Here is a 13,085-nt window from a genome sequence, read left to right as displayed (position 1 = left end):
ATTGCCTTGAGAAGAAAATATACCTAATATCGATATCGGGTGAAGTGATATTTAGGAAGAAATAAGAATTTTAGAGCATTTAATGTATAGAATTTGTTTCTTATATAGCCCTCACCATATCCCAAAATATATTTTATAAATGGTTGTAATTAAACTAAATAACAAAGAAATATTGTCATTGTCCTTTTTGAATTAAAAAAATTTGTACATTTGTTAACCATTTGGTTAAACTATTTAGTTAATGAAAGATCAGAGCACAGAAGAAAATATATTAAAGGCAGCCATAAGCGTCTTCCAAAAGAAAGGTATGGCAGGAGCCCGTATGCAGGAGATTGCGGATGAGGCAAAAATTAACAAGGCCATGCTGCACTACTATTACAAGAGTAAGCAAAAATTGTTCGAGGCGGTATTTAGGCAGGCCTTTGAAAAGTTTGCTCCCCATATCAACCAGGTCTTTAATTCCGATAAAAGCGTTTTTGAAAAAATAACTGAATTTACAGATAGCTATATTTCCTTTGTCATGGAGAATCCATACCTCCCCAACTTTCTTATTCAGGAAATAAATAACAATCCGGAGTTTGCGGATTTATTTTTTGGCTCCGAAATCGCACCCAACCCTTTGCGCTTTAAGAAGCAGATAGAGGATGAAATTGAGATGGGAATTTTAAAGCCCATAGACCCTAAACAATTGTTGCTAAACCTTTTTTCCTTGACCGCTTTTTCCTTTGTAGGTACTGGCCTGGTCCGTGGAATATTGAACTTGGATGAAAAAACATTTAAATCCATGATGGAGGAACGAAAAATTTTGATTCCAAAGCTTTTAATTAATTCTATTAAAAAATGAAACATACATGTTTAGTTTAAAACACACGGGGAAAATGATTATTTGGATGTTGCACCCGCAAGAAGGACTTTGTCGGGCTAGTGTTACTACTGAAAATCAATAAATAAAAACACATGAAAAGACTTTTTTTAATTTTAATTTTCACTATACCTCTTGGCGCCTTTGCCCAGCAGACCCTTAGGTTGGAGGAGTGTTTTGAACTTGTTACCAAGAATTATCCCTTGGCCAAACAAACTGGATTATTGGAAAACCAGGCACAATTGGATATTGAAGCCTTAAGAACGGGGTATTTGCCCAAACTGGATCTGAACGCTCAGGCCACGTACCAGTCCGATGTAACAAGTTTGCCGATCCAGATACCGAATGTAACGGTAGAACCTCCCAATAAGGACCAATATCGCGCCACCTTGGATGTAAACCAAATGATTTATAACGGGGGGTTGATCAATGCTTCCTCCAAGGTGAAGGAGGCAGCCTCAAGGGTAAACCAACAGCAGTTGGAAGTGAGCCTCTACGGATTAAAAAGCCAGGTCAATTCCATTTACTTATCAGTTTTATTGCTTCAGGAAAACCAGGCATTGCTCCAAGCCAAGGAAGAGCAATTAAAGGCTCGTTTAGAAGATGTTAAGGCTGGGGTAAAATATGGGACTTTGTTGGGGTCTTCTGAAAAAACACTGGAAGCGGAACTCCTAAAATTAAGACAACAGTTCACGGAGTTAAGGTATAATAAATTGGAGTTGTTACAACGCTTGTCCTTACTTATTGGCATGGAATTATCGTCCAATGTAAACCTTGAAAGACCTGCCGTTTTTATGTCGGAAACCCAATCCGAGCGACCAGAAATTCAGCTTTTCGACCTGCAAAAGGAACAGATAGATTTTTCCTCCAAACTAATTTCAAAGACCAATCTCCCAAAAATCAATGCTTTTGCCCAAGGGGGTTATGGCAATCCGGGGCTGAATATGTTGGACAATTCTTTTAAAACCTTTTATATGGCGGGTTTAAAATTGAATCTGAACATCTTTGATTGGAACAAGACCAGGACCGAGAAACAATCCCTTGAAATAAACAAGGAAATTATAGATACGCAAAAAGAGACCTTTGAACTGAACAACAATTTGGAATTGGTAAAACTCGAGTCTGAAATTGATAAGATCGATGCCTTGATTTTCACCGATAGGGAGATTATAGTACTACGCGAGGATATTCTAAAAACAGCGGAATCCCAATTGAACAACGGTGTAATTACAGCATCGGCCTATATTACCGAATTTACAAATTTATATGAGGCAAAAAGCAATTTAAATCTACACGAAACTCAATTGCTATTGCACAAAATTCAATACGAAATTACTAAAGGAAGCTATTACAATAACTGATATATAACAATACCTGAATAAAATGAAACATCCATATTTAATATTAACAAGTCTTCTCATAAGCCTTTTGGGTTCATGTACCGGCAATGGGGAAAAGGCCGATGGTTACGGTAATTTTGAAGCTACGGAAATAACTATTTCGGCAGAGGCCAATGGAAAAATTTTGTTCCTGGATGCGGAAGAAGGAAATGTACTGGCCCAAAATAAGGTTGTTGGCGTTATAGACACCGTTCAGCTTTCTTTAAAGCGCGACCAATTATTGGCTTCCAAAAACACCATTTTTTCAAAATCCAGGAACGTGCTATCACAAAGGGAAGTACTTAAGGAACAATTAAAAGTGGCCCAAAATGATAGGGCCAGGGTAGAGAACCTATTGCAGGCAAAAGCCGCAACTACTAAACAATTGGACGACATTAATGGACAGATCAACATTATCAAAGAACAGATTAAGAGTGTGGAAACTCAAAATTCTCCCATTATCAATGAGATAAAAAGTATAGAAATACAAATACGGCAAATTGAAGACCAGATCAATAAAAGTGTCATTCAGAACCCTGTGAAGGGCACGGTCCTGGTTAAATATGCCGAACCCAATGAAATTACTGCATTTGGGAAACCCTTATATAAAATAGCCAACCTGGAAGACATGATTTTAAGGGTCTATATCAGTGAAAACCAATTGTCCAAACTGAAAATTGGGCAGGAGGTAAGCGTAAAAATTGATGCAGGCGAGGAGATGAAATCTTATCCAGGGGTAGTATCCTGGATCGCGGAAAGCGCAGAATTTACTCCTAAAATTATTCAAACCAAAGAAGAACGTGTCAATCTGGTCTACGCAGTTAAAGTTAAAGTCCGTAATGATGGAAGTTTAAAAATTGGGATGCCTGCAGAAATGTGGATTGCCACAAAAACTAATGAAGAATGAAAACGACCTTGATTATCGCGACCATACTTGCAATCCTGATCGGTATCCTATCCGTAATCTCAGGTTCCATGGTCCTTTTGGGGCTGCGTTCCGTGGATTATGGGGTACTGGATTGGTTGGTGGTCTATAACGTTACCCTTGGAATTATATCCATTTTGGTGGCCTATCAAATAGGTAAACAACACATTAGGTCTAAATTAATGATAATGACCATCCTGCTTTTGCACTTTTTGGTATTGGTCTATTTGTACTTTTTTAATGATATGGTAGCTGATAAGAGTATAAAGGCAATGGCCTTTAGGGTAGGCATATGGGTAGCAATACTAATTCTGGTACTTCTAAACCGTACAAAAACATTAAGTAACAAAATAAAATCATGAACCATGAAATTAAAAATCGTTTTCCTGATAGTGCTATCCTTAAATTTTATTAACTGTAAACAGGAGGTAAAGGTAGAAGCGAAATCTAAGGATACTGTAATATCAAATACGAAGATGGACAAAGTTCCACATTTAAATAATAATTGGGTGGCGGAAATGGCCTTGAACAATGGTGCAAAATGGGAGGCAAATCTGGAAACTACCTCTGGGGTAGCAAATATGGCCAAACTCATCGCGGAGAGGAAAACCATTTCTTTGGGAGACTACAGAAATTTAGGAGACTCCTTAATCGATGTTAAAAACACCCTAGTTAAGGAATGCACCATGACAGGAGCTTCACACGATAATCTACATATTTTTTTACATCCGTTGATCCAAAAAATAGAACTGCTACAAAAAACGAGTAGCGCGGAAACGGGTGCACAAATCAAGGAAAGCATAGCAGGACATTTAAATGCCTACTACATTTATTTTGAATGAGATACAATGGATAATTTTTATTGAACGGTTAAGAAAATGAGCATCATACTAAACAATATCAGCAAATCGTACAACAAAGTAAAAGCTGTGGACGATATTTCCTTTGAGGTAAAGCCAGGGGAACTGTTTGGATTGATAGGTCCGGACGGGGCAGGAAAGACCACACTTTTCCGAATCTTGACCACCTTACTGATTCAGGATAAGGGAAATGCTACCGTTGCCGGATATGATGTTCTAAAGCAATACAAGGATATCAGAAATCACGTGGGTTATATGCCGGGGAGGTTTTCCTTGTACCAAGATCTTACGGTGGAAGAAAACCTTAATTTTTTCGCTACTATTTTTGGAACTACAATAGCGGAGAACTATGATTTGATCAAGGATATCTATGTCCAAATAGAACCATTTAAAGATCGTAGGGCAGGAAAATTATCGGGTGGGATGAAACAAAAACTGGCCCTTAGCTGCGCTTTGATCCATAAACCCAAGGTGTTGTTTTTGGATGAGCCTACCACAGGGGTAGATCCCGTTTCCCGTAAAGAGTTTTGGGAGATGTTAAAACGGTTACAGCAAAAGGACATCACTATTTTGGTATCTACTCCGTATATGGATGAAGCCGAACTTTGTGATAGGATTGCGTTGATCACCAACGGAAAAATACTGCAGATCAACACGCCCGGGGCAATTATCGCATCGTTCCCAAAGAAAATATTTAAGGTACGTAGTTTTAATACCTATAAATTGATCGAAGACTTAAGAATTTACCCAGATACCCATAGCGCTTATCCATTTGGAGAATATCTTCATTTTACTCCTAAGTCCGAAGCATTTAGGCCAATGGATTTAACCAAATATTTGGAGGAGAGACAGCATAAGGAGATTGAGGTTAAAGAGACCGTGGCAACTATTGAGGATACCTTTATGGACCTATCTAAAGCAAATGAATAGATGACAGAAGATAATATGATACAGGTCGAGAACCTGACCAAAATGTTCGGGGATTTCACCGCTGTAAATAACATCTCTTTTGAGGTGGGAAAAGGTGAGGTTTTTGGATTTTTGGGTGCCAATGGGGCCGGAAAGACAACGGCTATGAAAATGTTGATCGGAATTTCCGAACCTACCCATGGCAATGCCACCGTGGCCGGATATAATGTGCTTACACATGCTGAGCACGTAAAAAGGAATATTGGGTATATGAGCCAACGCTTCTCCCTGTACAATGATTTGACCATCAAAGAAAATATTGTCTTTTTTGGGGGTATATATGGCTTGTCATCTGCGGACATCAAAGAAAAGTCACAGGCCATGATCAATGAATTAGGATTGCATGATATGGCCGATTCCCTAGTAGGTTCTCTCCCTTTGGGTTGGAAGCAAAAAGTGGCCTTTTCAGTTGCAATGCTCCACAATCCAAAAATTATTTTTTTGGATGAACCCACCGGAGGAGTAGACCCCATTACCAGACGCCAATTTTGGGAAATGATCTATATGGAGGCCAATAGAGGGGTTACCATTTTTGTAACTACCCATTATATGGATGAGGCCGAATATTGTGATCGGGTGTCTATCATGGTAGCCGGAAAGATAGAGGCTTTGGACACGCCAAAGAATCTAAAACGTCAGTTTCAAGTGGATTCCATGAATCAGGTATTCCTAAAATTGGCAAGGAACATAGAATAACAAGGGCAAAATGAACAGATTTATAGGATTCATCAAAAAGGAATTTTACCATATTTTAAGGGACAGGCGTTCATTGTTTATCTTGTTCGGCATGCCCATAGTGCAGGTGATGCTTTTTGGTTTTGCCATTACCAACGAGATCAATAATGTAGATATCGCCATTTTGGATCATTCCAAAGATGTAAATACCAAAGAGATCATAAATAAAATAGCGACTTCAAAATATTTCAGTATCAAAGGGTTTATAAGTCATGAGGATGAGATTGAACCTACCTTTAGAAAAGGCAAAATAAAGGCAGTACTCAATTTTGAAAAGAATTTTAGCAAAAACCTGGTTACGCAAAAAAAAGCCACCGTTCAAATTCTTACGGATGCTACCGATCCCAACACGGCGAATACGATAAGCAATTATATAGGGTCTATTTTACAGAATTACCAACAGGAATTAAATCAAGGACTAAAGCTTCCTTACCAAATAATACCAAAAACAAGGATGGTATTTAATCCGGAACTAAAAAGTGTATATATGTTTGTGCCTGGGGTTATGACCATTATCCTAATGCTGGTATCGGCCATGATGACCTCAATATCCATTACCAAGGAAAAGGAATTGGGAACCATGGAAATTTTGCTGGTATCTCCATTAAACCCGTTCCAAGTTATTGTGGGTAAGGTTGTTCCTTATATTTTGCTGTCCATTATTAACGCTGTGGTAATTATTCTTTTGAGCATTTTTGTTTTTAAAATGCCGGTGCAGGGCAGTTTGTTTTTATTGGGGGCGGAGAGTACTTTATTTATCATAAATGCGCTGTCGTTGGGCATTCTAATCTCCACAGTTGCGGCGACCCAACAGGCGGCCATGATGACCTCATTAATGGGGCTGATGTTACCGGTTATATTATTGTCCGGTTTTATTTTTCCTATTTCCAGTATGCCTTTACCATTACAGATGATCAGTAATATAATTCCTGCCAAATGGTTTATAATCATCATAAAGGGAATAATGCTAAAAGGAGTGGGATTGGCCTACGTATGGAAAGAAACTTTAATATTGATTGGAATGACCATATTTTTTATAGGCTTGAGCGTAAAAAAATATAAAATAAGATTGGAATGAAGGAAATTTAGTTGCTAGTTAAAGGCAATGCAAATGAATTATGGATCAAAAGATAAGGCCATAAAAATCAATTTAAATTTCTTCATCCCAATACTAACTTCTTAATACTTAGTACTTAAAAGTATATGAACATCATCCGCTATATCATCCAAAAGGAGTTTAAACAGATCTTTAGAAATAAGGCGATGTTGCCCATTATTTTTGTCTTGCCGTTGATCCAACTGATTATTCTGTCCAACGCCGCCACCTTTGAAGTGAAAAATATAAAATTTGCCTTTGTTGATAATGATAAAACATCGCTTTCACGGGAGTTGGTGGAAAAATTTGAAGCTTCTACCTATTTCAATGTGGTTTCCCAATTTCCATCGGCTAAACAGGCAGGTATGGCAATGTTGGAGGGCGATGTGGATGTAATCCTAGAGATTCCTTCTCATTTTGAAAGGCAACTTCTTAAAAATGAAAAAGCAGATCTGTCGGTTATAATCAATGCTATTGATGGAGCAGCTGCGGGGGTGGAAAATGTGTACATCAATCAGATTGTGCAACAGTTCAATAAAAAGGCACTAGTAGAATTATCCCTTTTTAACAGGTCGGGGAACCAGCCGATGAATATTGAAACTATCCCGTCCTTCTGGTACAATGAGACCTTGAATTACAAAACCTTTATGGTGCCTGGAATATTGGTCCTTTTGGTAACCATGATTACCCTTTTCCTATCCGGGATGAATATTGTTCGGGAAAAAGAAATAGGGACTCTGGAGCAAATTAACGTTACCCCCATAAAAAAACACCAGTTTATTATTGGAAAATTATTTCCTTTTTTGGTTTTGGGCATGGTATTGTTGACCGTGGGTCTGATCATCTCTAAACTATTGTTCCACATTCCTATAGTTGGAAGCTTAGGCTTGATGTATCTCTATACCACTATTTACATTTTAGTGATTTTGGGGATGGGCCTCTTTATTTCCAATTTTACCGATACTCAACAGCAGGCCATGTTTATAGCCTGGTTTTTTATGGTCATTTTTATTTTGATGAGCGGTTTGTTTACGCCTATCGAAAGTATGCCGCAATGGGCGCAGTTGTTAACTGAATTCAATCCTATTAGATATTATGTCGAGGTAATGAGAATGGTAATGCTAAAAGGGGCCGGCCTTTCCGATATTTACCCCCAAGTATTGAAAACATTGGTATTTGCCATAGTCATGAATGCTTTGGCAGTGATGAGTTATAAAAAAGTAAGTTAATGGATAATAACCATAACAATAATCATTTACAACCAGAAGAGTCGCGTTTTCTACGTGGGCCGCGCTCCAGGTTTAAAGAACTGTTTTTTACTTTTAGGGTACAATACAGTTTTATCAAGGCATTTAGAAAAATGCACTTTATTGGCCCCTGCGTAACGGTTTTTGGATCGGCCAGATTTGACGAAACCAATCCTTTTTACAAAAAGGCCGAACAGGTTGGTGCCGCCTTGGCCAACTTGGGATTTACGGTGATGACAGGAGGGGGTCCCGGTATTATGGAAGCCGCCAATAAAGGGGCTTATGAAGCGGGAGGTTATTCCGTAGGCTGCAATATAATACTGCCCTTTGAACAAAAACCGAACCCCTATCTCCACAAATGGATCAACATTAGGTATTTTTTTGTACGAAAGTTCCTGTTGATCAAATATTCGTATGCCTTTGTGGTTATGCCCGGCGGCATGGGTACATTGGACGAGCTTTTTGAATCCATTACCCTGATACAAACCAAGATGATCCAAAATTTTCCAGTAGTCATTTTCGGGTCCGAGTACCATAAAGAGCTCTGTGAACACATAAGGATTATGGCGGAGAATGAAAGTATAAGCCCTAAGGACATGGAGTTGTTGTTCGTAACCGACTCTGTGGAGGAGATGGCAGCGCACATAAAGACCCATGCTATTGAAAGGTTTAAATTGGTTAAAAAACCTCAAAGACCTAATTGGTTGTTTGGGGAAGAATAATAAATGAACAAGTATTGCAGCATATCGATTTTGTTATACCTGCTTATATCGCAAGCACTGGCACAAGGGGTATCGGACAGCTTGCCCCAATTTAATCTTGGTAAAATAGCCCAAGTGAACCAAGGTGACAGTTTTATTACTTTTCCCACGGATATTGGCAATATGGAACCCCTGATGTTCGAGGCCAATGTTAACCCCAGTTTTGTGGTCCGAAAACGAAAGGATTCCAGATTAATGGCCGTACTCACCGCTCAAATTACGATCCGAATGTACAACGAGGAATCTTATCCCGTGAAGACACCTAGCTACATTCCCCAGATTTCCGCCTATTATTTGGTTGGTGCAAAGAATTCAGCAGACCGGTCTACCATCTTTGTAAAAATGGGGCACCATTCCAACGGACAGGATGGTAGTTTTTATAATGACGACGGAAACATCAATCTACAAACTGGAAACTTCGCCACCAATTTTTTTGAAATGGGCTGGTTAAAAACGGACTACAGCAGTAATTTGAGGGCAGAAAAGATATTTAAAACCTCATTGGAAGTGCATCCCAGAAGCTGGATGCTCCAAGAACTGCATGGACAGTATAGTGGATTACGCTGGCACAATGCGTTCTTGGCCTATAAACTTCCTCTGAAAATGGGTCCTAGAGGATCTATAAAAGCCAATTTCTCATTAAAGGCAGAAACCATGTGGAGCTTGGACAAGCTATACGATTGGGACACCTTCAACATAAAACGTCTTAACGCGAGTGTTACCTTTTACTACCATCCCAAGTTTTTAGAGGATATCGGTTTCTTTGTTCGCTATTACCATGGAATGGATTATTACAACATCTATTTTCAACATCGATTGGATGTGGTTCGCTTCGGTATAATGACAGAATTGCTAAGGTTTTAAACTTAAATGAAAAAGACATGGAGGAAAAGCAGATTATGATCAAAAAAAGTTCGGGGAACCTGGAACCGTTTTCTTCTAGAAAACTGAAAGATTCTTTAAGAAACTGTGATGTATCCAGTAATGAAATCGATTCTATCATCTCGCAGGTAATACCGCAACTATATGACGGGATATCATCCAAAGAAGTCCATAATAAAGTTTTTTCCCTATTAAAAAAATACCATAGGATTTCTGCATCCAAATACCGATTAAAAAAGGGCATTTTCGAACTGGGACCAACAGGATTCCCCTTTGAACGTTTAATAGCCGCGCTTTTGATGGAAAAGGGATACCATGCCACGGTCAGCGTAGTCCTAAACGGGAAATGTGTAACCCATGAAATAGACGTTTTGGCCGAGAAGGACAGGAATACCTATGCCATAGAATGCAAGTTCCATTCCCATCCAAAGGACGTTAGCAATGTAAAGGTGCCATTATACATTAATTCAAGATTTTTGGACGTGCAACAACAATGGAATTCCGACCCTAAGAAGACGACCCATTTAAAGCAAGGTTGGTTGGTTACCAATACCCGATTTACAATAGACGCCGTAAACTACGGCAAATGCATTGGGCTGACCTTATTGAGTTGGGATTACCCCAAGAACAACGGCATGAAAACCAATATAGATGCTTATGGACTATACCCGATCACCGTACTTACTACTTTGACCAAAAAGGAAAAGAATCAGTTGATCTCAAAAAATATCATTTTAGTGAAAGAACTTGTTAGGGCACCCTATTCTTTAAAGGAGCTGGAACTAAACCCAGGAAGAATCAATAATATTCTTTCAGAAGCCGGTCAATTGTGCCGCACAAAATTATAAGTTATGGAAAAGGAAACAAACAGTTTGGCGAAGGAAGATCCAAAAAAAGGGAAACGCCTAAAATATGATGCCCGTGGCGTTCAAACGCTTTTTAGAACGCTTTCTAGAAACCATTACAACTTGCTGAAAATGGCGGATAACAAGGCTAGGATCGTTTTGACCGTGAATTCCATAATTACCTCTTTATTATTGGGCATTCGGTTTATAGATGCCGGAACTAGGGGGGTAAATATAAATACAGGCACCAAAATATTGATTATCAGCAGTATGTTGTCTATGATATTTGCTTTGATCTGTATATTGCCGCATAGGTATTTTGGCAAAAAATATAGAAAAAGCGGATATAAAGGCTCCTTGTACGCCGAGAATTTTTCTTCCCTATCCCTGGACGAATTTAAACAGGAATTTGAACGCATAATGGTAAGCGGTCAGAGCGTTTATGATGAAATGGTCACCGACCTTTATTTTTTAGGTAAAATTATTTCTATGAAACAAAAACTTGTGACCATATCCGTAGGCATATTTTTATTAGGCCTAATTGCAACTATTATCTACACACTGAGCACAACGATTTGATAATATTCCATTTCCAATTAAAGTACCTTTTCCCTCTGTAACAAATGTTGCTGTGGAAATGATTTTAAAGTCTCAAATTTATAGTGGTTAGAATATTTAACATACTGATAATAATCATGTTAAGTATTTGAGCTATGTACTAAATTTATCTTTAATAAATCCAATCGCAATGTCAAAAATAGTTATTCTGGGTGCTGGAATATCTGGTCATGTGGCCGCAGCACACCTCCGTAGAAAACTCCCCAAAGAACACGAAGTTTTAGTGGTCTCCCCCAATAGCAATTACCAATGGATCCCTTCCAATATTTGGATAGGAATTGGAAGAATGGAACCAAAGGACATTATTTTTCCGTTGGCCCCACTTTACAAAAAGAAAAAAATAGGGTATAAACAGGCAAAGGTGGTCACCTTTCATCCCGAAGGGGATAAGGAAGTGGAAAAACCTTTTGTTATGGTGGAATATGTAACGGAGGACCAAAAAGGGAAACAGGAAAAAGTTACCTACGATTATTTAATAAATGCAACAGGTCCCAAACTGGCCTTCGATATGACGGAGGGTCTGGTACCTGGCACCAACAAGGCCTATTCTGTTTGTACCTACCATCACGCCAATGAGGCTTGGAGGGCCCTGGACGATCTAATTCAGCAGATGAAACAAGGTAAAAAGGCCAAAATATTGATTGGTACCGGCCATGCCAAGTCTACCTGTCAAGGTGCTGCTTTTGAGTACATTTTAAATGTAGAACAGGAATTAAGACGGCACAAGGTCCGGGATATGGCAGAATTGGTCTGGATTGCCAATGAACCGCATCTGGGAGATTTTGGAATGGATGGGATGCTTCTGAGCTATGGCAACAACATAATGAAGTCGAGCGAAATGGTAGAAATGGTTTTTGAAGATCGTGGCATAAAATGGATCATTGGTGCCGGGGTAAATAAAATTGAAGATGGTGTGGCACATTATGAAACCTTGGGTGGGGAATACCTTAAGGAAGCATACGATTTTGCCATGCTAATCCCCGCTTTTTCTGGCCATGGTTTTAAGGCCTATGATAAGAACGACCAAGATATTACGGAAAAATTGTTTAAAGGCTTTATGATCGTAGATGCCGACTATACCCCTAAACCTTATGAGGAATGGTCCGTTCAGGATTGGCCCGAGACCTATCAGAATCCTTCCTACCCCAATATCTTTGCCCCTGGCATAGCTTTTGCTCCCCCGCATGCTATATCAAAACCTAGGGTAAGTAAAAATGGAACGGCTATTTCCCCATCGCCCCCAAGAACCGGGATGCCGTCTGGAATAACAGCGAAGTTGGTTGCAGAAAATATAATAGATACCATTAAGAATGGTAAGACCTCCTTGCATCACCGGGGATCCATGGGCAATATGGGTGCCGCATGTATAGCCTCCGCTGGTTACGGAATGACCAAGGGCAGCGGTATTAGCATAACCACTTTTCCCATAGTCCCTGATTATAATAAATATCCTGATACTCAAGGACGCCAACTTGGGAAAACATTTGGAGAGATTGGTCTGGCAGGTCACTGGCTTAAGTTGGCTTTGCACTATGCCTTTTTGTATAAGGCCAAAATGAAACCTTTTTGGTGGTTGATTCCCGAATAAAAGGCAACTTTTAATAAAACATAGTCCAATAACCTAAAATTGAAAACATGACACAAAGAATATCAAAATCCAAACGTTTTTATATGATGAACCCTATTATCCAATTTTTTAAATTCATTTGGTTGAGTATAAAAATAATGTTGATCGTTGCGGGTGGTCACGGGGGCACCAGAAAGGCACAATAAATTATACTGGACCATAATGTGTTTTGCACGGAGTAGTAAATTGAAATCTAATCTGGGCAAAGGAAAATGGTCACCTTCAATTTGACTTTTCCCAGCTGAATTTTTGAAAATCTTCCAAAAAATAATCTAACCT

15 protein-coding genes are annotated in these 13,085 nt (G+C 39.0%); all 15 read left to right on the top strand.

From position 1 onward, the window contains the following. Positions 1 to 241 precede the first annotated feature (241 nt). The 15 genes from MWU84_RS06640 (at position 242) to MWU84_RS06570 (ending at position 12,952) form a co-directional block, all read left to right on the top strand. Complete coding sequence (locus tag MWU84_RS06640; protein WP_246899759.1) at positions 242 to 844, top strand: TetR/AcrR family transcriptional regulator; 603 nt, start codon at positions 242 to 244, stop codon at positions 842 to 844. A gap of 113 nt (positions 845 to 957) precedes the next feature. After that, positions 958 to 2,223 carry a TolC family protein gene (locus tag MWU84_RS06635; protein ID WP_246899757.1) on the top strand — a complete coding sequence of 422 codons (1,266 nt, stop codon included), beginning with the start codon at positions 958 to 960 and terminating at the stop codon, positions 2,221 to 2,223. A 22-nt stretch (positions 2,224 to 2,245) separates the two neighbouring features. Beyond that, positions 2,246 to 3,148: an HlyD family efflux transporter periplasmic adaptor subunit gene (locus tag MWU84_RS06630; protein WP_246899752.1), complete on the top strand. Its 903-nt coding sequence runs from the start codon at positions 2,246 to 2,248 to the stop codon at positions 3,146 to 3,148. Next, positions 3,145 to 3,528, top strand: a complete 384-nt coding sequence (locus tag MWU84_RS06625; protein ID WP_246899750.1) for a hypothetical protein — start codon at positions 3,145 to 3,147, stop codon at positions 3,526 to 3,528. Before MWU84_RS06630 ends, MWU84_RS06625 begins: the two co-directional genes overlap by 4 nt. Positions 3,529 to 3,531: 3 nt before the next feature. Continuing rightward, positions 3,532 to 4,008 (top strand): hypothetical protein, encoded by a 477-nt coding sequence (locus MWU84_RS06620; RefSeq protein ID WP_246899748.1) that lies wholly within the window; start codon positions 3,532 to 3,534, stop codon positions 4,006 to 4,008. A 36-nt stretch (positions 4,009 to 4,044) separates the two neighbouring features. Further along, on the top strand, positions 4,045 to 4,956 hold the full coding sequence (locus MWU84_RS06615; protein WP_246899745.1) for an ABC transporter ATP-binding protein: 912 nt from the start codon (positions 4,045 to 4,047) through the stop codon (positions 4,954 to 4,956). Continuing rightward, complete coding sequence (locus MWU84_RS06610; protein ID WP_246899743.1) at positions 4,957 to 5,691, top strand: ABC transporter ATP-binding protein; 735 nt, start codon at positions 4,957 to 4,959, stop codon at positions 5,689 to 5,691. It abuts the gene before it with no gap. A 10-nt stretch (positions 5,692 to 5,701) separates the two neighbouring features. Further along, positions 5,702 to 6,808: an ABC transporter permease gene (locus MWU84_RS06605; RefSeq protein ID WP_246899740.1), complete on the top strand. Its 1,107-nt coding sequence runs from the start codon at positions 5,702 to 5,704 to the stop codon at positions 6,806 to 6,808. A 125-nt stretch (positions 6,809 to 6,933) separates the two neighbouring features. Next, a complete protein-coding gene (locus MWU84_RS06600) occupies positions 6,934 to 8,055 on the top strand; it encodes an ABC transporter permease (protein WP_246899738.1) in 1,122 nt (373 codons plus the stop codon). Continuing rightward, positions 8,055 to 8,795, top strand: coding sequence for a TIGR00730 family Rossman fold protein (locus MWU84_RS06595; protein ID WP_246899734.1), 741 nt, complete (start codon positions 8,055 to 8,057; stop codon positions 8,793 to 8,795). The genes MWU84_RS06600 and MWU84_RS06595 overlap by 1 nt, the downstream gene beginning before the upstream one ends. A 3-nt stretch (positions 8,796 to 8,798) precedes the next feature. After that, positions 8,799 to 9,698 carry a hypothetical protein gene (locus tag MWU84_RS06590; RefSeq protein WP_246899731.1) on the top strand — a complete coding sequence of 300 codons (900 nt, stop codon included), beginning with the start codon at positions 8,799 to 8,801 and terminating at the stop codon, positions 9,696 to 9,698. 17 nt (positions 9,699 to 9,715) lie between these two features. After that, positions 9,716 to 10,564, top strand: coding sequence for an ATP cone domain-containing protein (locus MWU84_RS06585; protein ID WP_246899729.1), 849 nt, complete (start codon positions 9,716 to 9,718; stop codon positions 10,562 to 10,564). Positions 10,565 to 10,567: 3 nt separating this feature from the next. Further along, a complete protein-coding gene (locus MWU84_RS06580; RefSeq protein WP_246899726.1) occupies positions 10,568 to 11,140 on the top strand; it encodes a Pycsar system effector family protein in 573 nt (190 codons plus the stop codon). A 169-nt stretch (positions 11,141 to 11,309) separates the two neighbouring features. Next, on the top strand, positions 11,310 to 12,767 hold the full coding sequence (locus MWU84_RS06575) for an FAD-dependent oxidoreductase (protein ID WP_246899723.1): 1,458 nt from the start codon (positions 11,310 to 11,312) through the stop codon (positions 12,765 to 12,767). Positions 12,768 to 12,814: 47 nt separating this feature from the next. Then, positions 12,815 to 12,952: a hypothetical protein gene (locus MWU84_RS06570; protein ID WP_246899720.1), complete on the top strand. Its 138-nt coding sequence runs from the start codon at positions 12,815 to 12,817 to the stop codon at positions 12,950 to 12,952. Positions 12,953 to 13,085 lie beyond the last annotated feature (133 nt).

The sequence above is a fragment of the Arenibacter sp. F20364 genome (assembly GCF_023015905.1).
Classification (GTDB): domain Bacteria; phylum Bacteroidota; class Bacteroidia; order Flavobacteriales; family Flavobacteriaceae; genus Arenibacter.
This window is presented reverse-complemented; position numbering and strand designations above follow the sequence as displayed.

Coding starts and splice junctions, on each gene's coding strand:
- MWU84_RS06575 (WP_246899723.1), top strand. CDS start 11,310: ATGTCAAAAATAGTTATTCTGGGTGCTGGAATATCTGGTCATGTGGCC.
- MWU84_RS06620 (WP_246899748.1), top strand. CDS start 3,532: ATGAAATTAAAAATCGTTTTCCTGATAGTGCTATCCTTAAATTTTATT.
- MWU84_RS06640 (WP_246899759.1), top strand. CDS start 242: ATGAAAGATCAGAGCACAGAAGAAAATATATTAAAGGCAGCCATAAGC.
- MWU84_RS06605 (WP_246899740.1), top strand. CDS start 5,702: ATGAACAGATTTATAGGATTCATCAAAAAGGAATTTTACCATATTTTA.
- MWU84_RS06585 (WP_246899729.1), top strand. CDS start 9,716: ATGGAGGAAAAGCAGATTATGATCAAAAAAAGTTCGGGGAACCTGGAA.
- MWU84_RS06610 (WP_246899743.1), top strand. CDS start 4,957: ATGACAGAAGATAATATGATACAGGTCGAGAACCTGACCAAAATGTTC.
- MWU84_RS06625 (WP_246899750.1), top strand. CDS start 3,145: ATGAAAACGACCTTGATTATCGCGACCATACTTGCAATCCTGATCGGT.
- MWU84_RS06615 (WP_246899745.1), top strand. CDS start 4,045: ATGAGCATCATACTAAACAATATCAGCAAATCGTACAACAAAGTAAAA.
- MWU84_RS06570 (WP_246899720.1), top strand. CDS start 12,815: ATGACACAAAGAATATCAAAATCCAAACGTTTTTATATGATGAACCCT.
- MWU84_RS06630 (WP_246899752.1), top strand. CDS start 2,246: ATGAAACATCCATATTTAATATTAACAAGTCTTCTCATAAGCCTTTTG.
- MWU84_RS06600 (WP_246899738.1), top strand. CDS start 6,934: ATGAACATCATCCGCTATATCATCCAAAAGGAGTTTAAACAGATCTTT.
- MWU84_RS06635 (WP_246899757.1), top strand. CDS start 958: ATGAAAAGACTTTTTTTAATTTTAATTTTCACTATACCTCTTGGCGCC.
- MWU84_RS06590 (WP_246899731.1), top strand. CDS start 8,799: ATGAACAAGTATTGCAGCATATCGATTTTGTTATACCTGCTTATATCG.
- MWU84_RS06595 (WP_246899734.1), top strand. CDS start 8,055: ATGGATAATAACCATAACAATAATCATTTACAACCAGAAGAGTCGCGT.
- MWU84_RS06580 (WP_246899726.1), top strand. CDS start 10,568: ATGGAAAAGGAAACAAACAGTTTGGCGAAGGAAGATCCAAAAAAAGGG.